17 protein-coding genes are annotated in these 22568 nt (G+C 69.3%); 10 read left to right on the forward strand and 7 right to left on the reverse strand.

Features of this window, described 5'->3' with window-relative positions:
- Window positions 1-922 precede the first annotated feature (922 nt).
- From A3IC_RS0131570 to A3IC_RS57570, 3 genes are all read left to right on the forward strand, one after another.
- On the forward strand, window positions 923-1732 hold the full coding sequence (locus tag A3IC_RS0131570) for an SDR family NAD(P)-dependent oxidoreductase (RefSeq protein WP_020554081.1): 810 nt from the start codon (window positions 923-925) through the stop codon (window positions 1730-1732).
- 138 nt (window positions 1733-1870) lie between these two features.
- Window positions 1871-2989, forward strand: a complete 1119-nt coding sequence (locus tag A3IC_RS0131575; protein ID WP_020554082.1) for an LLM class flavin-dependent oxidoreductase — start codon at window positions 1871-1873, stop codon at window positions 2987-2989.
- A gap of 77 nt (window positions 2990-3066) precedes the next feature.
- On the forward strand, window positions 3067-3861 hold the full coding sequence (locus A3IC_RS57570; protein WP_020554083.1) for a hypothetical protein: 795 nt from the start codon (window positions 3067-3069) through the stop codon (window positions 3859-3861).
- Between the two features lie 95 nt (window positions 3862-3956).
- On the opposite strand, the gene A3IC_RS0131585 is transcribed toward A3IC_RS57570, so the two are convergent.
- The 4 genes from A3IC_RS0131585 to A3IC_RS0131605 form a co-directional block, all read right to left on the reverse strand.
- The gene (locus A3IC_RS0131585; protein WP_020554084.1) at window positions 3957-5426 is read right to left on the reverse strand and encodes an amino acid permease; all 1470 of its coding nucleotides are present in this window, start codon (window positions 5424-5426) and stop codon (window positions 3957-3959) included.
- A gap of 309 nt (window positions 5427-5735) precedes the next feature.
- Window positions 5736-7670, reverse strand: coding sequence for a 1-deoxy-D-xylulose-5-phosphate synthase (dxs, locus tag A3IC_RS0131590; RefSeq protein ID WP_052173907.1), 1935 nt, complete (start codon window positions 7668-7670; stop codon window positions 5736-5738).
- 136 nt (window positions 7671-7806) lie between these two features.
- Window positions 7807-9057 (reverse strand): ROK family transcriptional regulator, encoded by a 1251-nt coding sequence (locus A3IC_RS0131595; protein WP_052173901.1) that lies wholly within the window; start codon window positions 9055-9057, stop codon window positions 7807-7809.
- A gap of 250 nt (window positions 9058-9307) precedes the next feature.
- Window positions 9308-9775, reverse strand: a complete 468-nt coding sequence (locus A3IC_RS0131605; protein WP_020554087.1) for a hypothetical protein — start codon at window positions 9773-9775, stop codon at window positions 9308-9310.
- Window positions 9776-9940: 165 nt separating this feature from the next.
- Between A3IC_RS0131605 and A3IC_RS0131610 the strand changes: the two genes are divergently transcribed.
- The gene (locus tag A3IC_RS0131610) at window positions 9941-10939 is read left to right on the forward strand and encodes an asparaginase (protein WP_020554088.1); all 999 of its coding nucleotides are present in this window, start codon (window positions 9941-9943) and stop codon (window positions 10937-10939) included.
- Window positions 10940-11265: 326 nt separating this feature from the next.
- Here A3IC_RS0131610 and acnA read toward each other — a convergent pair whose 3' ends face one another.
- The gene (gene acnA / locus A3IC_RS0131615) at window positions 11266-13983 is read right to left on the reverse strand and encodes an aconitate hydratase AcnA (protein WP_020554089.1); all 2718 of its coding nucleotides are present in this window, start codon (window positions 13981-13983) and stop codon (window positions 11266-11268) included.
- 353 nt (window positions 13984-14336) lie between these two features.
- On the opposite strand from acnA, the gene A3IC_RS0131620 reads away from it, so the two are divergent.
- Window positions 14337-15362: a Gfo/Idh/MocA family protein gene (locus tag A3IC_RS0131620; RefSeq protein WP_026218978.1), complete on the forward strand. Its 1026-nt coding sequence runs from the start codon at window positions 14337-14339 to the stop codon at window positions 15360-15362.
- A gap of 93 nt (window positions 15363-15455) precedes the next feature.
- Here A3IC_RS0131620 and A3IC_RS0131625 read toward each other — a convergent pair whose 3' ends face one another.
- Both A3IC_RS0131625 and cds1 read right to left on the reverse strand, forming a co-directional pair.
- Window positions 15456-15830, reverse strand: coding sequence for a PH domain-containing protein (locus A3IC_RS0131625; RefSeq protein ID WP_026218979.1), 375 nt, complete (start codon window positions 15828-15830; stop codon window positions 15456-15458).
- A gap of 49 nt (window positions 15831-15879) precedes the next feature.
- The gene (gene cds1, locus A3IC_RS0131630; RefSeq protein ID WP_020554092.1) at window positions 15880-16980 is read right to left on the reverse strand and encodes an L-cysteine desulfhydrase Cds1; all 1101 of its coding nucleotides are present in this window, start codon (window positions 16978-16980) and stop codon (window positions 15880-15882) included.
- 238 nt (window positions 16981-17218) lie between these two features.
- On the opposite strand from cds1, the gene A3IC_RS0131635 reads away from it, so the two are divergent.
- From A3IC_RS0131635 to A3IC_RS0131655, 5 genes are all read left to right on the forward strand, one after another.
- Complete coding sequence (locus tag A3IC_RS0131635; RefSeq protein WP_020554093.1) at window positions 17219-17728, forward strand: SigE family RNA polymerase sigma factor; 510 nt, start codon at window positions 17219-17221, stop codon at window positions 17726-17728.
- 98 nt (window positions 17729-17826) lie between these two features.
- A complete protein-coding gene (locus A3IC_RS0131640) occupies window positions 17827-18891 on the forward strand; it encodes a hypothetical protein (RefSeq protein ID WP_158696165.1) in 1065 nt (354 codons plus the stop codon).
- Between the two features lie 183 nt (window positions 18892-19074).
- Window positions 19075-20445: a DUF2252 domain-containing protein gene (locus A3IC_RS0131645; protein ID WP_020554095.1), complete on the forward strand. Its 1371-nt coding sequence runs from the start codon at window positions 19075-19077 to the stop codon at window positions 20443-20445.
- An 89-nt stretch (window positions 20446-20534) separates the two neighbouring features.
- Window positions 20535-21995, forward strand: coding sequence for an AlkA N-terminal domain-containing protein (locus tag A3IC_RS0131650; RefSeq protein WP_040877465.1), 1461 nt, complete (start codon window positions 20535-20537; stop codon window positions 21993-21995).
- Window positions 21992-22546, forward strand: coding sequence for a methylated-DNA--[protein]-cysteine S-methyltransferase (locus A3IC_RS0131655; protein ID WP_020554097.1), 555 nt, complete (start codon window positions 21992-21994; stop codon window positions 22544-22546). Before A3IC_RS0131650 ends, A3IC_RS0131655 begins: the two co-directional genes overlap by 4 nt.
- Window positions 22547-22568 lie beyond the last annotated feature (22 nt).

The raw sequence follows: 22568 nt of genomic DNA on the forward strand, positions 1-22568 counted from the left end.
CCGACGCCTCCGCCGGCACCCGCAACCGATGCCACCGGCAACTGCGACCGCACTCGCCCGCACCCGCGACCACGGCCACGTGCCATGAACAACCGCAACCACACGCGCCGGCATCGCCGCCCGGGCCCTCCGACGACTACACCCGCATCCGCCGACGACCTTGCCCGCACCCCACTCGCTCATCGGCGCCGGGCGCCCTACGACTGCCGGCCTCGGCACCCGCGCCCGCGCCCGCAGGCATCGACCTCGGTGCCCGTCCGCACCCACCCCCGCCGGCACGGCACCTGCGCTCGCGACCACACACCCACGGCACCGGCTACCGGCTACCGGCTACCGGCTACCGGCTACCGGCTACCGGCTACCGGCTACCGGCTACCGGCTACCGACAATCTCAACCGCCGACACCCACACCCGGTGGCCTCACCTACCACCATCCGCGCCTGGCCCAACGCAGGGCCGCACCCGCGTCCCGCGTCCCCAACCGCTCGCAGGCGCAAGCACACGCCGGGCCTCTCGCCGGCGCCCGCCAACACCAACCGGCACTCGCGCCCAAGCCCCATCGCTCCGGCGCCCACCAACGCCGGCCGACACCGGCACCGCACCCGCCGGGGGCGTACGCCGCCTCGCCCACCACCTCACTCCCCCGCAAACCAACGCCCCCTCGCACCCGCACCGCCCCCACCGCCGCCAGGCACGCGTGTACGACCCGCACCGAACGGTGATGTCCGCCACTTTTGCTGACTAAGCGTCAGATCACCTGCGGACCTGCGTGAACACCCGCGCTCCGGCTCGGAAAAAGACAGCCGTCTCCCTTCAGGTGACGGGTCGTCAGGTGGCATGGTGACCCCAGCGCAGAGCACGGCCCGCGACGGCGGCCCCGCGCCGAGGCGACAACGTACGCGATCCACAGTGAGGTGCCCCCGTGCTGCTCGACCCTTCCGCCGCCCTGCTCACCGATCGCATCGCCGTGGTCACCGGCGCCGCCCGGGGAATCGGCGCGGCGACGGCCGTCGCACTGGCCCGGTTCGGCGCGGACGTCGCCATCTGCGACCGCGAGCCGATCGGCCTCCAGGAGACCGCAAAGGCGATCGAGGCGAGCGGCCGTCGGACGCTCGCGGTCGAACTCGACGTCCGCGACGGCGACGGCGTCGAGCGCTTCCTCCACGAGGCGCACAGCACACTCGGCGGTCTGGACATCCTCGTCAACAACGCCGGCGGCGGCTTCTGGTCGCCGTTCATGGAGGTCCGCCCCAAGGGCCAGACCGCACTGGTCGACGAGAACTTCACCTCCGTCACGCACGTGATCCGGCACGGCGCCCCGCTCATGCGCGAGGGCGGCTCGATCGTCAACGTGACCAGCATCGAGGCGTTCCGCGCGGCACCCGGCTTCGCGGTGTACGCCGCGATGAAGGCCGCGGTCGAACAACTCACCAAGTCGCTCGCCCTCGAACTCTCGGATCGCCGCATCCGGGTCAACTGCGTCGCCCCCGACGCGATCCCCACCCCCGGCGACGCCGGCCTCGCGGAGACGTTCGAGACCGACGAAGGCGCCTACGACTACGCCGCCAAGGTCCCCCTCGGCCTGGGCACACCGGACGACTGCGCCGCCCCGATCGTCTTCCTCGCCGGCGATCTGGCCCGCTTCGTCACCGGCACCACCCTGCACGTCGACGGCGGCACCATGGCCGCCTCCGGCTGGGTTCGCCGCCCGGACGGCACCTTCACCCCCTGACCGAAAGCGCCGGCGCCCGCACCCGTCGGCCCCGCCCGCGCCCCGGGGCTCCCGAACGAGCCACCGAAGCAACCCGAACGCACCCGAACCCACCGACCGATCACCTCGCCCCGACCAGACCGCGGAACTGGGAGTGCAATGGAATTCGGCATCTTTCTTCAGGGCTACAACCCGTCGTTCCGGCGTGAGGGAAACCCCAACGCCGAACACGAAGCGCTGATGAACGACATGGACTTCGCGATCGCCGCCGACCGGGCCGGCTTCAAGTACGTCTGGCTGAGCGAACACCACTTCCTCGACGAGTACTCGCACCTGTCCGCCAACGACGTCATGTGCGGCTATCTCGCCCACGCCACCGAGCGGATCCACATCGGCTCCGGCATCTTCAACCCGCTCCCCCAGGTCAACCACCCGGCCAAGGTCGCCGAGCGGGTCGCGACGCTCGACCACCTCACCAAGGGCCGCTTCGAATTCGGTACCGGCCGGGGCGCCGGCAGCCACGAGATCCTGGGCTTCCTGCCCGGCATCGAGGACATGTCCGAGACGAAGGCGATCTGGGAGGACGTGATCCGCGAGTTCCCGAAGATGTTCCTCCAGGACACCTACGAGGGCTACGACGGCACCTACTGGCAGCTCCCGCCACGCAAGATCCTGCCCAAGCCGTACGGCAAGTCACACCCCGCCATGTGGTACGCCGCCGGCAGCCCGCCCTCCTACGCGATGGCCGCCCGCATGGGCCTGGGCGTCCTCGGGTTCTCCATCGGCGATCCGGCGAGCGCCGAGAAGCTGGTGGCCGGATACAAGCGCGAGATCGGCAATGCCGAACCGATCGCCGACTTCGTCAACGACAACGTGCTCGCGGTGAGCACCGGCTTCGTCGCCGAGACCAGGGAACAGGCGGTCGCCAACGCGGTCGCGGCCCGGCCGATGTACCTCACCAGCAACGTCTTCCGCTATCACGACACATTCCCGCATCCCGAGGGCATCCCGTACTGGCCCGAGCTGATGCCCGACCTGACCCCCGAGCTGGTCGAGTTCGCCGCCGACGCCGGCGCGCTGATCTGCGGTGCGCCGGACGGTGTGCTGGATGCGGTCAAGGCGTACGAGGCGGTCGGCGTGGACCAGCTCGTCCTCGGCTTGGGCTGCGACAACCGCGAGAACACGCTCAAGACCATCGAACTGTTCGGCAAGCACGTCATCCCCAAGCTCGACACCGAGCCGGAGCATCGCACCACACGCTTCCGCCGGCTGGCCTGATCACCCCCGCCCGGTCGGCGTCCCCGACCGGGTCCGTTCCGCCCGACACGTGTCACCGCACGACCCGAAAGGCAGTCATGAGCTTCAAGGAATACCCGATCCGGGTGGGCAGCATGCTGTTCACCGCCGTGGACCCCGAGCGCGGCCACGAGGTGGGCTACAACCGCTGGTACGAGCGCGACCACTACTACGCCGGCTGCATGATCGGCCCCGGCATGCTCGCGGGAAGCCGCTGGGTGGCCACCGCCGACCTCAAGGCGCTGCGCTTCCCGGCCGACAGCGACGTGGTCCCCGACATCGAGGCGGGCTCCTACGTCGCGATCTACTGGATCAACGACGGCCAGTTCGACGAGTGGAACGCGTGGGCGGTCGACCAGGTCAACTGGCTCTACGGCAACGACCGCGGCTTCCAGCACCGGATCCACGCACACACCGGCATGTACCTGCACGACAGTCGCTGGTACCGCGACGAGGACCCGGTCCCGCTGGAACTGGCCCTCGACCGCAACTACCAGGGGTTGGTCTCGCTCGCCGTGCAGCGCGCCGAGGGCACCACGCAGGAGGACCTGGAGGCGTGGTTCTCCGCGCAGTTGCCGGACTTCCTCAAGGGCTCGCCGATCGCCTCGGTGGCAGCGTGGACCGCAGTGCCGCTCAAGGACGACGCTCCCGCGTTCGTCCCGCGCGACCCGAACGCCGCGACCCGCAGCATGCAGTTGTACTTCCTCGAGGGCGACCCGCGCGAGAGCTGGGACGCGTTCAAGCAGTGGGCCGAGCGGATCGACGCCTCGGGCATCGGCCGGGTCACCTTCTGCGCCCCGTGGATTCCCACCGTGGTCGGCACCGACAAGTACACGGACGAACTCTGGGGCTGAACCCCGACCGTCGTCCATGACGTGTGCGGGCCCGGGTCGAGTCGGCCCGGGCCCGCACACGTCACCGAACAACGGTCACCGAACAAGCGTCACCCTCACCGCAGTCGGCTGTGCTGCTTCCCGTAGAAGAAGTAGACGAAGAACCCGGCCAACATCCATGCCACGAACCGCAGCCACGTCTCACTGCTGAGGTTGATCATCAGCCACAGCGTGGCCACCATGGACAGGATCGGCAGCCACGGCACGAGCGGCACCCGGAACGCGCGCGGCAGCTCGGGCCGGGTCCGGCGCAGGATCAGCACGCTCGCCGCGACCACCAGGAACGCGAACAGCGTGCCGATGTTGACCATGACGTCGATCTCGTGGATCGGGGTGAACCCGGCGATCGCCGCGACCACCACCGCGATCAGCATCGTGCTCATGTGCGGCGTGCCGTACTTGGGATGCACCTTCGCGAACAACGGCGGCAGCAGCCCGTCCCGACTCATCGCGAAGAAGACCCGACTCTGCCCCATCATCAAGATCATGCACACGGTGGTCAGACCGGCCACCGCGCCGATGCTGATGATGGTCGCGATCCAGCCCTTGCCGACCGACCGGAACGCCTCCGCCAACGGCGCCGACGGCGAGAGCATGTCGTAGCGCTGCATGCCGACCACGACCAGCGACACCGCCACGTACAAGATCGTGCAGATCACCAGCGAGCCGAGGATCCCGATCGGCATGTCGCGCTGTGGCTTGCGGGTCTCCTCGGCGGCGGTGGCGACCACATCGAATCCGATGTAGGCGAAGAACACGAGCGCCGCGCCGGAGAAGATCCCCATCACACCGTAGATCTGCGGCTCGAACCCGAACAGGGTCTGCACGAGCGGCGCCTTGAGCCCACCGTTCCCGGCCCCGGGCGGCTGCGAATCAGGCACGAAGGGTTTGTAGTTGCCGGTCTTGATGAAGAAGAGACCGGCGAAGATCACCAACAACACGATCGCGATCTTGACGGTGACCATGACGAGGTTGAACCGCGCCGAGAGCTTGACCCCGAACACCAGGATCGTCGCGACACCGAGCACGAGCAGCAGCGCGGGCAGGTTGACCTTCCCGCCGTCGCCCGGTGCGGCCGTGATCGCCTGCGGCAGATCGATGTTCGCCTGCGAGAGCAGCGAGGTCAGATATCCCGACCAGCCGATCGAGACCACCCCGACGCCGAGCGCGAGTTCGAGAATCAGGTCCCACCCGATGATCCACGCGGGCAGTTCGCCGAGCGTGGTGTACGAGAACGTGTACGCGGAACCCGCCACCGGAACCGTGGACGCGAACTCGGCGTAGCACAGCGCGGCGAGCCCGCAGACGAACCCCGCCAGCACGAACGACAGCGCCACGGCGGGCCCCGCGTAGTCCTTGGCCGCCGTACCGGTCAGCACGAAGATGCCCGTGCCCACCACCACGCCGACGCCGAAGACCATCAGGTCGAGTGCGGACAACTCCCGGCGCAGGCCGTGCCCTTCGGAGACATCGGTGTCCTGGATGGACTGCTCGATGTTCTTGGTACGAAACAAAGCGTTGGCCATGGCAACACCTCCTGGTGGCGGAGACCGTTGCCATGATCGAGGCTTTCACTCCTGTTTTCGGGTGACCGATCCTCGGCGCGTCAGGGTGATCTTCGAACTCGTCCCGAGGAGTCGAACCCGGACACCCGCAGACCGGAGCCCCAAAACCTTGGGGAAGCCGAAAGAAGACCGGGAAGCCGGGAAGCCGGGAAGCCGGGAAGCCGGGAAGCCGGGAAGCCGGGAAAAGCAAAACGATCCCGGGGTCGTGAGCGAAAGCCCCTGGCTTCTCGCCCCCGCCCTCGGGATCGTCGCGACGTGCGCGCCCCTCGGTCAGGCCGTCGTCTCGTGCTGCTCCGCGTCCGCGTCCACGGTCTTCGACGCGATCTCCTCGACCACCTGGCGTGAAATGTCCTGGGCGTTCAGGCCGATCCGAACCAGGATGTCCGACCGCTCCGCGTGGTCGAGGAACTCCTGCGGAATGCCGAAGTCGCGCAGCGGTACGTCCACCCGCGCGTCCCGCAGCGACTGCGCGATCGCCGAGCCGACGCCACCGGCCCGGCCGTTGTCCTCGATCGTGACCACGAGCCGGTGCCGGGCCGCCAACGGCGCGAGCCCGGCCGGGACCGGCTTGATCCAGCGCGGGTCGACCACGGTCGCCGCGATGCCCTGGTCGGCGAGCCGGTCGGCGACCTCGACCCCGATCTCGGCCATCTGCCCCACGGTCACGATCAGCACGTCGCCGCGCTCACCGCCACCGTTGCGCTCGGGGCCGGTGCGGCGCAGCACGTCCATGCCGTCGATCCGGCCGATCGCCTCGATGTCCGGGCCCACCGCGCCCTTGCCGAATCGCACCACGGTCGGCGCGTCGTCGACCTCCATCGCCTCGCGCAACTGGGCACGCACCTGCGTCGCGTCGCGCGGTGCGGCGAGCCGCAGGCCGGGCACGACCTGGAGGATCGACATGTCCCACATGCCGTTGTGGCTGGCGCCGTCCGGCCCGGTCACACCGGCTCGGTCGAGCACGAAGGTCACGCCGCACTTGTGCAGCGCGACGTCCATCAGGACCTGGTCGAACGCGCGGTTGAGAAAGGTCGCGTACACCGCGACCACCGGGTGCAGTCCGCCGGTCGCCAGGCCCGCCGCCGAGGTCACCGCGTGCTGCTCGGCGATCCCGACGTCGAACACCCGGTCCGGGTGCTTGGCGGCGAACTTGTGCAGCCCGACCGGGATCAGCATCGCCGCGGTGATGCCGACGACGTCCTTGCGCTCGTCCGCGATGGCGACCATCTCGTCGGCGAACACCGACGTCCACGACGCGCCCGACTTCTTCACCGGCAGGCCGGTCTCGGGGTTGATCACGCCCACCGCGTGGAACTGGTCCGCCGCGTCGTTGACCGCGTGCGCGTAGCCCCTGCCCTTTTGGGTGATCGCGTGCACGATCACCGGCCCGCCGAAGCCGCGGGCCCGGCGCAGCGCGTTCTCCACCGCCTCGACGTCGTGCCCGTCGATCGGACCCACGTACTTCAGGCCCAGGTCCTCGAACAGACCCTGCGGCGCGACCGCGTCCTTGAGGCCCTTCTTGGCGCCGTGCAGCATGTCGTAGACCGGTCCGCCGACCACCGGGGTGCGGCCCAGCACACCCTTGCCCCACTCCAGGAAACGCTCGTAGCCGCGCGTGGTGCGCAGCGTGGCGAGATGGTCGGCGAGGCCGCCCTGGGTCGGGCCGTACGAACGCTCGTTGTCGTTGACCACGATGATCACCGGGCGGTCCTTGGCCGCCGCGATGTTGTTCAGCGCCTCCCATGCCATGCCGCCGGTCAGCGCGCCGTCGCCGATCACCGCGACCACGTGCCGATCGGTTTGACCGCGCACCTGGTACGCCTTGGCCAGGCCGTCCGCCCAGGACAGCACCGTGGAGGCGTGCGAGTTCTCGATCACGTCGTGCTCGGACTCGGCACGGCTGGGATAGCCGGACAGTCCGTCGGCCTGACGCAGTTGCCCGAAGCCGTCCTTGCGGCCGGTCACGATCTTGTGCACGTAGCTCTGGTGCCCGGTGTCGAAGAGGATCTTGTCGCGCGGCGACTCGAACACCCGGTGCATCGCGATGGTCAGCTCGACCACACCGAGGTTGGGACCCAGGTGACCACCGGTCTTGGAGACGGACTCCACCAGGAAGGTGCGGATCTCGTCCGCGAGCTGCGCGAGCTGCTCGGGCGAGAGGGCCTTGAGATCACGGGGTCCTCGAACGCTGTCCAGCAGGGCCACCCGTTCCTCCTTCGTCGGATCCGTCACCGCCCCCACGGGTCTGCGTGCAGGAGAGGCGTCCATCGAGTCTAGACGCGGCGAAGCCGGCCGATGGTTCGCATCCGGGTACACCGATGAGCCATCCGTGCGCGACAGCTCACGCCGAGGCGCCCGCTACCTGCATCTCGGGCGCGCGTTCGATGGCGAAGGGGGTCATCTCGCTCATCACCATCGCCATCGCGCCGAGCACCTCGGCCCGCTCGCCGAGCGACCCGGTGACCACGCTCAGCCGGCGCGACGCGCTGGGGATGGCGTACCGCCCGACCGACTCGACGATCGGCGCGATCAGCAGGTCGCCGGCGCCCGCGAGGTCGCCGCCGAGGATGATCCGTTGCGGATTGAGCAGGTTCGTCAGGCTCGCCACGCCCACGCCCACGTGCCTGCCGGCGTCCGCGACCACCCGCCGGCAGCCCGCGTCGCCTGCCTTGGCGAGTTCGATCATCCGCTGGATGGTCAGGTCGGTGCCGTGGCTGCCGCGCAGCAGGTCGAGCAGGTAGGAGGCGTTGGTGAAGGTCTCCAGGCAGCCCCGATTGCCGCACCGGCACACCGGCCCGGACTCGTCCAGGGTTATGTGACCGATCTCGCCCGCGGTGCCGCCAGGACCCCGGTACAGCCGGCCGCCGATCACCAGTCCCGCGCCGACACCGCCGGACACCTTGAGGTAGGCCATCTCCGTGCAGCCCACGCCCGCGCCCCATACGAGTTCGCCCAGCGCGCCGAGGTTGGCGTCGTTGTCCACCAGGACCGGCAGGCCCAGCCGAGCCTGCATCGCCTCGCGCGGGTGGCAGCCCACCCAGCCCGGCAGGATCGTGGTCGAGCCGAGCGCGCCGGTGTCGATGTCGATCGGGCCGGGCACGCCGAGCCCGACGCCGGTGACCTCGCCCCGGACCGCGCCGGCGCGCTCCAGCAGCACGCCCAGCAGGCGATCCGCGAGCGCGAAGCCCTCGTCGGCGGAGGAGTCGACGTCGATCGGGACGTGCTCCTCGGCGAGCACCCGGTGCGCGAAGTCACCGATCGCCACGCGCAGGTGGCGGTGGCCGAAGTCGATGCCGACGACCACGCCCGAGGCGCGGCTGAGCGAGACGTTGCGGGCCCGCCTGCCGCCGGAGGATGTGGGGGTCACCTCGACCATGTCGAGGGCCTTCAACTCCCGTACGATGTTCGACACCGTCGCGGCGGACAGCCCGGTACTCCTGGCGATCTCGGCCTGGGTGAGCGCCCCCGCCATGCGCACCGCGTGCAGGACCCGATCGAGGTTGGCCCGGTGCAGCGAGGACTGGGACCCGGACGAATGCGACCCTGACGGCTGGGCCTTGGAAAAATGGGCCCCCGTTATGCCGTCGGACATCTGCGATCCCCTCGCCCCGGTGCATCTGACGCACTTGATGTGTGCAAGTCCTGAACTCTATTGCGCCCTCCGTATGGGCAGAAGAGTCAAATCTGAACGCAGGCGTCATGATCGGGCCTCTATTCACCACCGCCGGACCGGCGGACGCATGAAACGTTACAAATACACCTTTCGCCCCGCGTCGCGGCCGCGCATCCGGCGGCCGTGGCCGATCGCGCGGTTGCGACCGCTGCCCGCGACGTAGCGCACGTCACAGTCGGGGCTCCCAGCGTTCGCCCCCGAGGGCCTCCTCGACCAGCCGAACCGCACGCTCGGTGGCCGCGGCGCGCGAGCCCTCGTACTCGTACATGCGCAGCGCCGCCTCCACCGCCTGCACGGGCACCCGCTCGGCAAGCTCGACGCGCGCGGTGCCGTAGCCGTGTCGGGCGGCAGCGAGCGCGGCGGCGACGTGCTGGCGGGCCATCCGGGCCAGGATCAACGGGTGTTTGCGCAGTACGTCGTGGCTTCGATAGCCCGGTGGGCACAGGTCGAACAACCAGGCAACGGCCGTGTCCTCCCAGCCCGCGACGCCGGGCGGCCGAACGCCTCTCGGCCATCCGGTCGGGGCGATTCCGTCCCTGCCTCGGGGCTTGGGTTCGGCCCCGTTCCCGGCCGTGGCACGCGTGAAGCGACCCGGCTGCTCCCAAGCCGGGGTGTCGCGATCGCCATTGCCGTACATATGTTCGATTATGCGCGGTGGCCGACCGGGAATGCACACGTGGATCATGGAGGGGGATATCCCGCACTCGCGTTCGACCCCGGCGTCGTCGCACCCGCGCCCGCCGTACCTCCGCTCCACCCTTCGCTCACTTTGTTCGACTCGCGTATGACTCCAGGAGGACCCGTGATCCAGGTCGACAGCGCCGGCGACGAGGCCGCATTCGCCCACATACCGCTGGTCGGCGTGTGGCGAAACGGCTTCCTGGAGTCGATCCACCACGGCACGGCCGTACTCACCGGCACCGACGGCTCGGTGGTCGAAGGACACGGGGCGGTGGACGCGCCGATGTTCCCGCGCTCGGCCAACAAGCCGTTCCAGGGACTGGCGATGGTGCGCAACGGGCTGGACCTGGAGGGCGAGTTGCTCGCACTCGCCTGCGCCAGCCACTCCGGCGAGACGTTCCACCTGGAGGGGGCCCGACGAATCCTGGCCCGCGCCGGGTTGCCGGAGAGCGCGCTGCGCTGCGTACCGGACCTGCCCCTGGGCACGGCGCAGCGCGACGCGTGGCTGGCGACCGGCAAGGGCCCCGAGCGGATCGCGATGAACTGCTCGGGCAAGCACGCCGCGATGCTGCTCACCTGCGTGCACAACGGCTGGTCGACCGAGGACTACCTGGCGCCGGAGCACCCGTTGCAGCGGGCCGTCCGCCAGGCGGTCGAGGACATCGCCGGCGAACCGGTCGCGGCCGTCGGCGTGGACGGGTGCGGGGCGCCGCTGTTCGCCATCTCGCTCGCGGGCCTGGCCCGGTCCTTCGGCCGCTTCGCGGGGGCCGCCGAGGGCACCGGCGAGCGGCGGATCGCGGACGCGATGCGCGCCCACCCGGAGTGGGTCGCGGGCACCGGTCGCGACGTGACGAGGCTGATGCGGGCCGTCCCGGGCCTGCTCGCCAAGGATGGCGCGGAGGCGGTGTACGCGGTGGGCCTGCCGGACGGGCGTGGCGCCGCGGTCAAGATCGCGGACGGGGCGACGCGGGCCCACATCGTCGCCATGGCGGCGCTGCTGCGGCGCATGGGCGTGGACGAGCAGAGCCTCGCCCCGTTCGCCCACGCACCCGTGTACGGCGCCGGCGAGGTGGTCGGCGCCATCCGCGCGTTCCCCCTTTTGAGTGAACCAGCGCGCTAACCCTGTCGCCCACATGGGCCGAGCGCAAAACTGACCCTGCGGCCGGTTGGGAAGCCAACCGGCCGCGCCAATCGCCCGCGCATGCACGAGGACGCCGCCCGCAGGTGCGAATGCGGGCACATCGCCCGCGGACGCAGGTGCAGGCGCAGACACCCGCAGAGGCACGCGTCGGCCGTTCAACTCTCCGAGCGGCGTGCGAGCGCCCGGCCGGAAGAACCTCCAGCCGGCCTGTCCCCAACCCGTGTCGAGAACTTGACCGCGCACGCAACAGAACACCGGGCCGGGCCCCGAAGGAACCCGACCCGGTGCGTCGATGCGTGCGACGGTCAGCCCTTGTTCACCAGCGAACGCAGCACGTACTGCATGATGCCGCCGTTGCGGTAGTAGTCCGCCTCGCCGGGGGTGTCGATACGCACGACCGCGTCGAACTCGACGCCGGTGTCCGTGGTGACCTTGACGGTCTTGGGGGTGCGGCCCTCGTTGAGCGCGGTGATGCCCTCGAACACGAAGGTCTCCTCGCCGGTGAGGCCGAGGGTGGCAGCGCTGTGGCCGGCCGGGAACTGCAGCGGGATGACGCCCATGCCGATCAGGTTCGAGCGGTGGATGCGCTCGTACGACTCGGCGATCACCGCGCGCACCCCCAGCAGCGAGGTGCCCTTGGCGGCCCAGTCGCGAGACGAGCCCGAGCCGTACTCCTTGCCCGCCAGCACCACCAGCGGGATGCCGGCGGCCTGGTAGTTCACCGACGCGTCGTAGATCGTCGACACCGGGGCGCCGGCCTGCGTGAAGTCACGCGTGAAGCCGCCCTCGGTGCCCGGCGCGATCTGGTTGCGCAGGCGAATGTTCGCGAACGTGCCGCGGATCATCACCTCGTGGTTGCCTCGGCGCGAGCCGTACGAGTTGAAGTCCTTGCGCTCGACTCCGTTCTCGGCCAGGTACTTGCCCGCCGGGCTGTCGCCCTTGATCGAACCCGCCGGCGAGATGTGGTCGGTGGTGACCGAGTCGCCGAGCTTGGCCAACACGCGCGCACCCGCGATGTCCACGACCTGCGCCGGCTGCATCTGCATGCCCTCGAAGTACGGAGGCTTGCGCACGTAGGTCGACTGCGGGTCCCACTCGAACGTCGCGCCCGTCGGGATCTCCAGCGACTGCCAGCGCGAGTCGCCCGCGAAGACGTCGGCGTAGCGGTCGATGAACATGTCCTGGTCGATCGAGGAGGCCACCACCTCGGCGATCTCCTCGTCGCTCGGCCAGATGTCCGCGAGGTAGACCGGCTTGCCCTCGGAGTCCAGACCCAGCGGCGCGGTGGTGATGTCGATGTCCATCGACCCCGCGAGCGCGTACGCGATCACCAGCGGCGGCGAGGCCAGGTAGTTCATCTTGACGTCGGGGTTGATCCGACCCTCGAAGTTGCGGTTGCCCGAGAGCACCGAGACGACCGCGAGGTCGGCGTCGTTGACCGCCTTGGAGACCTCCTCCGGCAGCGGGCCGGAGTTGCCGATGCAGGTCACGCACCCGTAGCCGACCAGCGAGAAGCCGACCTTCTCCAGGTACGGGATCAGGCCCGCCTTCTCGTAGTAGTCCATGACGACCTTGGACCCGGGCGCGAGCGTGGTCTTGACCCACGGCTTGCGGGTGAGGCCCTTCTCGACGGCCTTCTTGGCGAGCAGCGCGGCGCCGAGCATGACCGAGGGATTCGAGGTGTTGGTGCACGAGGTGATCGAGGCGATCACGACCGCGCCGTGGTCGATCTCGTACTCGACGCCGTCGTCGCCGATCACCTTGGTCGGGTTGTGCACGCGACCGTTCAAGCCGGTCGGCGCGTCCGAGGCCGGGAAGGACTCCTTGCCGGACTCGTCGCCGTTGGTGACGTAGTCCGCCAGCGCGTCGCGGAAGCGGACCTTGGCCTCGGCCAGCACCACCCGGTCCTGCGGGCGCTTGGGACCGGAGATCGAGGGCACCACGGTGGAGACGTCGAGTTCGATGTACTCCGAGTACTCCGGCTCGTGGCTCGGGTCGTGCCACAGGCCCTGGGCCTTCGCGTACGCCTCGACCAGCGCGAGCTGCTTCTCCTCCCGGCCGGTCAGTCGCAGGTAGATGATCGTCTCGGCGTCGATCGGGAAGATCGCGCAGGTGGAACCGAACTCCGGCGACATGTTGCCGATGGTGGCGCGGTTGGCCAACGGCACCGAGCCGACGCCCTCGCCGTAGAACTCGACGAACTTGCCCACCACACCGTGCTTGCGCAGCATGTCGGTGATGGTCAGCACGACGTCGGTGGCCGTGACGCCCGGCTGTGCCTTGCCGGAGAGCTTGAAGCCGACCACGCGCGGGATCAGCATGCTGACCGGCTGGCCGAGCATCGCGGCCTCGGCCTCGATGCCGCCGACGCCCCAGCCGAGCACGCCCAGGCCGTTGACCATCGTGGTGTGCGAGTCGGTGCCGACACAGGTGTCGGGGTACGCCTGCCCGTTGCGAACCATGATGGTGCGGGCCAGGTGCTCGATGTTGACCTGGTGCACGATGCCGGTGCCGGGCGGTACGACCTTGAACTCGTCGAACGCGGTCTGGCCCCAGCGCAGGAACTGGTAGCGCTCCTTGTTGCGGCCGTATTCGATGTCGGTGTTGATCTCGAACGCGTCCGGACGGTTGAACACGTCGGCGATGACCGAGTGGTCGATGACCATCTCGGCGGGCGCGAGCGGGTTGATCCGGGAGGCGTCGCCACCGAGGGCCTTCACGGCCTCGCGCATCGTGGCGAGGTCCACGACACACGGCACGCCGGTGAAGTCCTGCATGATCACGCGCGCCGGCGTGAACTGGATCTCTTCGCTCGGCTCGGCCTTCGCGTCCCAGCCGCCCAGGGCACGGATGTGATCGGCGGTGATGTTCGCGCCGTCCTCCGTGCGGAGCAGGTTCTCCAGCAGGACCTTCAGGCTGTAGGGGAGGCGCTTGCTGCCCTCCACCTTGTCCAGCCGGAAGATTTCGTACGACTCGTCACCCACGTTCAGGGTGGAGCGAGCGTCGAAGCTGTTCGCGGACACGACGGTCTCCCTTGATCTTGTGCGTTTCTCCCGCATCCTGCCGACACCCACTCGACGTACGCCAAGCAAGGTGACCCTAACCAGGGATGCCGGGGTCTGCGCCCCGCAGATATCTTGATGTCAAGACAAGTCTAGTCTAGGCCCCGACTCGTCCGTGCGGGTACCCGCCACACACGGGCCGACCCGTCGGTCGGGGATTCCTCCGAGCGATCTCCCCCACACGCGGGCGTGCGCCCCTAACATGCGGGACAGCGAGTCGGGCACGACCCACCGAGTGGGTCCGGCACGTGGCCCAGAGCAGGCGCTCGGAATACGAGCGCGTCGGGTGGGCCGGCGACGAGGGGGATGACGCCATGAAGCGGATCCGGATCGGCGTATTGGGCGCGGCTCGCATCGCGCCGGCCGCGCTGGTCAAGCCCGCACGGCTGATTCCGGAGGTACAGGTCGCCGCGATCGCCGCCCGCGACGCGGCCCGTGCGGACGCCTTCGCTCGGCGCCAGGGCATCCCGCGCGTGCACGCGGACTACGCCGCTCTGATCGAGGATCCGGAGTTGGACGCGGTGTACATCCCGCTGCCCAACGGGCTGCACGCGCACTGGACGATCCGAGCGCTGGAAGCCGGCAAGCACGTGTTGTGCGAGAAGCCGATGGCGGCCAACGAGGCCGAGGCGCAGGAGATCGCGGACGCCGCAGCACGCGCGGGTCTGATCGCGATGGAGGCGTTCCACTACCGGTATCACCCGCTCGCGAGCCGCATGCGCGAGATTTTGGACGACGGCGAGTTGGGCGAGATCCGCCGCATCACCACGTCGATGTGCTTCCCGTTGCCGCTGCTCGGCGACATCCGCTACCGCTACGACCTCGCGGGCGGGGCGCTGATGGACGGTGGCTGCTACGCCGTACACCTGATGCGACTGCTCGCAGGCGACGACGCGACCGACCCGATCGAGGTACTGGACGCGCATGCCCTGACGATCCGCAAGGACCGGCGGGTGGATCGTGCGATGTCGGCCCGCCTGCGGCTGCCGGGCGGTGCGACGGGCACCGTGCACGCGTCGATGTTGTCCCGACGCGTGCTGGACATGCACGCGCACGTCGTGGGCACCCGGGGCGAGATGCGCGTGCTGAACTACCTGATGCCGCACCTGCCACACCGGTTCACCGTGCACACGGGCAGGCTCAGGCGGCGCGAACACCTGGGCGAGGCGGCGCGGACGCCGACGTACCGCCTGCAGTTGCAGGCCTTCGCGGACGCGATCCGGCTCGGCGAGGCGACGCTGACGCCCGCGCTCGACGCGGTGCCGACGCTGCACGTCATGGACGCGATCTACCGCGCGGCGGGACTGCCGCTGCGCGGACAGGCCCCGGCCACTCGGTGAGGGCGGAGGGCGAGGAGAGCCGGGCGCGAGTACGCAATCGATGCCTGAAACACCCGCGTTACCCGACTCTTCCGAAGCCTTCGTCTCGCTCGCTCAGCGCATGATGTAGTGCAGGATCACGTCGTGGACGTGGCGGCCCTTGTCGTCGCTGCGGAACTCCACGCTGTAGGTCTGCGTGCCGACGTGGATCGCTATTTCGCTGGAACTCAGGTACGAGCCGGTGAAGCTCTTGTTGGAGACCATGCTCACGCTGCTGATCTTCGAATAGGGCAAGGAGGTGATCGCGATCTTCTTGCCGACGAAACTGTTGTCCTGGATGATCGCGCGGCGGTCGGTCAGCCCGATGAACCCGGTGCCGACGCCCTTGGCGTCGTAGACGGCGATGATCTGCTCGCCCGGCAGCAGCCCGCTCTGGATCTTCTCCAACTGCTCACGCTTGTCGAAGACGACGTTTTCCGCCCCGCTCATCCTGTGCTCCTCCTCGTTGACCTGCGGCACCCAGCCTAAGGCTGCTGGATCAGCGCCATTCGCTCGTCGCGTGGAAGTGTCGCAACGTGTCTTCGTACGCGGCGAGATCCATGTTCTGCCGCGCGAGCCACTCGTCGGAGTAATACGAGTGCGCGTAGCGCCCCCCGCCGTCGCACAGCAGTGTCACCACCGAACCGGTCCGACCCGCGGCGCGCATCTCGGCCACCAGACGCAGGGCGCCCCACAGATTGGTGCCGGTCGAGCCGCCGGCCTTGTGTCCGGTGCGCCGGTGCAGGTCACGCATCGCGGCCACCGACGCGGCATCGGGGACCTTGATCATCCGGTCGACGATGTTCGGCATGAAACTTGCCTCGACCCGAGGCCGGCCGATGCCCTCGATCCGCGACGAACACGCCTCGGTATACGCCGGGTCGTGGGTGCGCCATCCGTCGAAGAAGGCGGAGTTCTCGGGGTCCACGACGCAGATCTTGGAGTGGTGTCGGCGGTAGCGGACGTAGCGGCCCATGGTCGCGCTCGTGCCGCCCGTCCCGGCGCCGACGACGATCCACTCGGGAATGGGGTGCCGCTCCTGCGACATCTGCTCGAACACCGACTCGGCGATGTTGTTGTTGCCCCGCCAGTCGGTGGCGCGCTCGGCGTAGGTGAACTGGTCCATGAAGTGCCCGCCGGTCTCCGTCGCGAGCGCACGCGAGACCTCGTACACCGTCGCGGCGTCCTGAACCAGGTGACATCGACCGCCGTGGAACTCGATCAGCTCGATCTTCTCGGGGCTGGTGGTGGCGGGCATGACCGCGACGAAGGGCAGGCCGATCTGGTTGGCGAAGTACGCCTCCGAGACGGCCGTCGAACCCGAGGACGCCTCGATCACGGTGGTGCCCTCCTCGATCCACCCGTTGCACAGGGCGTACAGGAAGAGCGAGCGCGCCAGGCGGTGTTTGAGCGAACCGGTCGGATGCGTCGACTCGTCCTTGAGGTAGAGGTCGATCCCCCACTCCGCGGGCAGCGGGTAGGCAAGCAGGTGAGTGTCGGCAGAACGGTTGGCGTCGGCGCTCACCTTGCGGATGGCCTCGTCCACCCAGTCGCGAGTCTTCGCGCTGAAACGGTCCACATCGCTGTCCACCGACGTCACGTCGACTCCCCTGGCTTGTTCGTATCCCCGTGCCGGGTTCCGGGTGGCGGGGCTGCGGAATCGATGGTGATCGACCCCGGCCCAGGCTACGGGCCGACGCGCGGATCCCTGGGTCAACCCCTCGAATGGCCCATGAACTGCGCATACGTATTCTCGGCCGGAAGTTGTGACGTGTCGGGGGGTCCGCCGCGTCTATGGGGTGGGTACGCGCGAGGGCGCGTAGGGACGAGGAGGGTTTATGGCGGGCTTCGACGCTGAGCCGGCCGATTTCCTGGAGTTCGCCAACGCGTGCAGCGGTCGGCTGTTCCGGACGGCGTGGCTCCTGTGTGGCGATTGGCATCTCGCCGAGGACCTCGTGCAAACGACGCTGGGCAAGTTGTACCGGGCCTGGAAGCGGGTCAGTCGGGCCGACAGCCCGGAGGCGTACGCGCGCACTGTGCTGACACGCACCTACCTGTCCCACCGACGAAGGCTGAGCAGCACCGAGCAGCCCTATGCCGACCTGCCGGAGGGCTCCGGTCCCGAGGAGGACCAGGCGTTGCGGTTGACGCTCCTGAAGAGTCTGGCCGAACTGCCGCCCAAGGATCGGGCGGTGTTGGTCCTGCGGTACTGGGAGGACCTGAGCGTGGAGCAGACGGCGCGACAGATGGGCGTGTCCGAGGGTGCTGTGCGGAGCAGGTCGATGCGGGCGCTGGAGAAGTTGCGGGGCGTGCTCGGAAGCGAGTCCGGCTGGCTCTCCGCCGCCTGAGGGGTCACTGAGTACACCGCCGGCACGGCCGTACGGCTGGTGAGCAGTACGACCTGCGTTCACACGGATGGCACGGATGGCGAGGAGACAGTAGGTCCATGGGGTCTGACGAAATGGAACTGGCGGCCGTGATGCGGACGTCGGCGTCGGGGCTGATCCCCCCGGCGGGATTGGTCTCGGGCGGTATCGCCAGAGGCAGACGGATGAAGCTGGTACGGCGCGTCCAGGTGGGCGTGTCGACCGCGGCGGTGCTGGCCGTGGCGGGCACGACCCTGTTCGTCGCCTCGGACCGAACCGACGGCGGCCCCGGAGAGGTGGCGGGGCCGGCCGGCCCGACGGCGGTGGTGTCCACGCCGCCCACCACCCCGCTCGCGCCCAAGACTCGGCCGACATTGCCCGTCCCGTCCGGGATGGCGCCCGTGCTGCCGCCGCTGCTGTTGCATTCGCTTCTGCCGCTGCTACCGGGGGGTCTGGTACCCACCCAGATCACCGGGGTGGACCACAGCGATATGACGGCCACAGGCGTGTACAGCGCCGGTGCCACCGTGTCGTTGGTCTTGGAGGACTCCGCCGGGCCCACTCTGATCTCGGTGTCGGTGCAGCAGACCGCCGAGAGGGCTGACGAGGCAGGGTGTCCTCACCAGGAGGGCAGCACCAACGCCGCGTGCTCGGACTACAGGACTCCGGACGGCAGTCGGGTGGTGGAGCGGCAGGACTGGGTCTACCCCGCGGCGCCGGACACGCCGGAGAACCGTGCCGACGGCAAGGCCGGTCCTTCGGGACGAGGGCCCAAGGATTGGTCCGTTCGAGTGGTGCGTCGCGACGGTGTCGTAGTCACGATCGATGAGATCGCCTCCCGCGAGGAGAAGGGGGATATCGGCCGCGATACACCGCTCCTGCCGATGGAGCGGCTGCGCTCGATGGCGATCGCCCCGGTCTGGCAGGTGTGGGTAACCGTGAACGCCAACGAAACGGCGGCGAAAACCCCACCCACCGTCAACTACCAGTCCTCGTTTCGCCCGCAAAAGTACGACCTCCCGACATCAACGGCCGTGCCGTCAACGGCAACCCCCAGAGGAGCGGGGCCGGAGAACGGGACCGGGTCGATCCCTCGAACGGAAGTTCCCTCCAGGTCGATTCCCGAAAGCGGTCCGGAGTCCTGAGCATCTTTGGTGCCTGCCGGGCATGACTGGCCGTCGACCGGGCAGGCGCCGGGTGTCGAGCCCCCGGGCGCCTCTGACTCCCCCCTCACGCTCCGGGGGTTCGATGACGTCCCTGCTTCCTCGTCTGGGATCCTGAGGCGGGGTCCTGCCGACCCCGGGGAGACTTCGAGGGAGGCGGTCGCAATGGCCGAGGGCATAGGGATCGGTCTGGGCGGCGTGGGGTTCGAGGGCGGCTACGCGCAGTACGGTCCGGCAGACCCCGAGGATCGTGCCCGGCACATCCTGGAGGTCTTCGAACGGGCCTTCGGCGCACTGATCGACGGCGACCCTGCCGCGTTCCGGGTGAAGTTCCGCAAGATGGCGTCCTCGGCGTTCGCGTTCTACCGAGGCACGGCCTGCCTGTTCTACGCCGACCTCGACGGTCGCGAGGACCCCTTCCTGGACGCACGCACCTCGCGGGTGTGGATCCATGGGGACCTGCACGCGGAGAACTTCGGCACATATATGAACGCGGACGGCAAGCTCGTGTTCAACGTCAACGACTTCGACGAGGCGTACGTCGGTCCCTGGACGTGGGACGTCAAGCGCTTCGCGGCGAGCCTCGCGCTGATCGGGCACGGCAAGGCCCTCAGCGACGACACGATCGCAGCCCTCGTCACCGGCTACGGTGCGGCCTACCTGGACCAACTCCGGTTGCTGACCGACAAGACCACGCCGCAGGATGCCGCGCTGACTTTGGCGACGACCGGGGGCCCGCTGCTCGAGGTGCTGCGGCAGGCCCGGTTGCAGACCCGCATCGGATTGCTCCGCTCGCAGACGGTCGTGGTCGACCACGAACGGCGCTTCGCCCTGTCCGGTGGCGCGTTCGAGTTGTCGGACGACATCAAGGCGACGGTGCTGGAGGCCTTTCGGCGCTACCTCGACACGCTGCCTCCCGCGACCCGGCAGCGGCCGGACACCTACGACATCAAGGACGTCGTCGGTCGGCGGGGGGTCGGCATCGGCAGCGCCGGGCTGCCCTCGTACAACCTGCTGATCGAGGGCAACACGGAGGCGCTGGAGAATGACGTGATCCTGTACATGAAGCAGGGCCAGACACCATCGGTGAGCCACCACGTCACCGATCCCCAGGTGCGGTCCTACTTCGAACACGAAGGCCATCGCACCGTCATCTCGCAGCGCGCCTTGCAGGCGCACGCGGATCCGTGGCTCGGCTACACCGACATCGACGGGGTCGGGCAGCTTGTCGCCGAGGTGTCGCCGTACGCGAACGACCTGGACTGGTCGGACCTGAACGAGGTGGACACGATCGCGGAGGTCGTGGAATACCTGGGCCGCGCCACCGCTACGATGCACGCCGTCGCGGACGAGGAAAGCGGTCACACTCTCGTCCCGTTCTCGACCGAGGACGCGATCCTGGAGGCGATCGAGCAGGACGAGGAGGGCTTCACGGCCTCACTCGTGGACTTCGCGCACGCGTACGGAGCTCGTGCCCGAGCCGACCACGCCATCTTCGTCGACCTCTTCCGCAACGGGCTGATTCGGGGGTTGTAGGCACCGCTCACAGCTCCGAGTCGGCGTCACGGTGCTGTCCGATTCCCGCCGGCCACTCCCACGGGAATCGGGTGACACTTGTCGACGTGATGGACGACGAGCAGTGCTACCGAGCGTGCAGCAGCCGGGACAGTCGGTTCGACGGCTGGTTCTACATGGCGGTCACGAGCACCGACATCTACTGCCGGCCCAGTTGCCCGGCGGTCAAGCCGAAGCGGGAGAACGCGCGGTTCTACCCGTCTGCGGCGGCCGCGCAGGCGGCGGGGTTCCGGGCTTGCAAGCGCTGCCGTCCGGACACCTCGCCGGGCTCGCCGGAGTGGGATGTCCGTGCCGACGTGGTCGGGCGCGCCATGCGCCTGATCGCGGACGGGGTCGTGGATCGCGAAGGCGTCGGCGGCCTCGCGGCTCGGCTCGGGTACAGCGATCGTCAGTTGAACCGTCTACTGATGGCCGAGGTCGGCGCGGGCCCTCTGGCGCTCGCCCGCGCCCGTCGGGCGCAGACGGCCAGGGTCCTGCTGGAGACCTCCGATCTGCAGATCGCGCAGGTCGCGTTCGCAGCCGGATTCGCAAGCGTGCGGCAGTTCAACGACACCGTCCGCGAGGTGTTCGGCCGCACCCCCACGGAGGTGCGTGGACGGGCCGGCGCCCGGGCCGTCGAACCGGGTGAGATCCGGCTGAGGCTGCCCTACCGGGAGCCGATCGCGCTCGGGCACGCGCTGGACTTCCTGGGGCTGCGGGCGGTGCCGGGTGTGGAGGAGTACGTGGACGGCGTCTACCGCCGGGTGTTGTCGCTCCCGCACGGCACCGGCGTGGTCGAGCTCTCGCCCGGCCCTTCATGGGTGTGGTGCCGCCTCGTCCTTGCCGACTTGCGCGACTTGGGCGCCGCCGTGCAACGCTGCCGGCGCTTGCTCGACTTGGACGCGGATCCGCTTGCCGTGGACGAGGCGCTCGGGAGTGCCGAGCTCGGCGACGGCGGATTGGGCGCACTGGTCCGCGCCACACCCGGCCTGCGTTCACCGGGCCATGTGGACCCCGACGAACTCGCCGTCCGAGCCGTGCTCGGCCAGCAGGTCTCGGTCGCGGGCGCCCGCACCGTCGCAGGTCGGCTGACCTGCCTGTACGGCAAGCCGCTGGCCGCGCCACAGGGCGGGCTCACCCACGCGTTCCCGACCGCGGCCGCGTTGGCCGACGCGGATCCGGCGGATCTACCGATGCCCACAGCACGCAAGAAGGCGATCTTCGCGCTCACCGGGGCGCTCGCGTCCGGAGCGGTCCGCCTCGACCCGGGTGCGGACCGTCGGGCGGCGGAGGCAGGCCTTTTGGCCCTTACGGGTATCGGGCCCTGGACGGCGTCGTACATTCGACTGCGGGCACTCGGCGATCCGGACGTGTTCCTACCGACGGATCTGGGCGTCAAGCACGCGCTCGCGCGCTGGGGGCTCCCGGTCTCGGCCGCGCAATCGTGGTCCCCGTGGCGCTCGTACGCGTTGCACCACCTGTGGGCGGGCCTGTCCGCAGCATCCACCGTCTCGGTGAAGGAAGTCGCATGAACCAGGACGCCCTGTTCGAGGTCGTCGAAATGCCCGACCCGAACGTGCCCCCGACCACGTTCAATGCCCCCCTCGACGGCCCCCGCCGATACGCGACGATGGACTCCCCTGTGGGCGAATTGCTCATGATCGGTGACGGGCAGTCGCTCACCGCCCTCTACATGGCGTCCACGCCGGGCGCGGACTGGGTACGCGAGCCCGGTGCGTTCGCTCAGGCGAAGGCGCAGTTGAGCGCTTACTTCGCCGGCGAACTGCGCGAGTTCGACCTGCCGTTGGCGCCGGCCGGCACGGCCTTCCAGCTCAAGGTCTGGTCTGCCCTGACCACCATCCCGTACGGACACACGATGTCCTACGGTGCGCTGGCCACGAGGTTCCTCGGGCAGCCGACCGCCTCCCGTGCGGTCGGACTCGCCAACGGCCGCAACCCGATCAGCATCATCATCCCGTGCCACCGGGTGATCGGCGCCGACGGCACGTTGACCGGTTACGCAGGCGGGTTGCCGCGCAAGCAGCGCCTGTTGGCTCTGGAGAACATCCGCGTCACCGGGTAGTCGGGCCGCTTTCGAGTGCACT

Origin of the sequence: Embleya scabrispora DSM 41855 (assembly GCF_000372745.1) — a bacterium.
In the GTDB taxonomy this organism is placed as follows: domain Bacteria; phylum Actinomycetota; class Actinomycetes; order Streptomycetales; family Streptomycetaceae; genus Embleya; species Embleya scabrispora.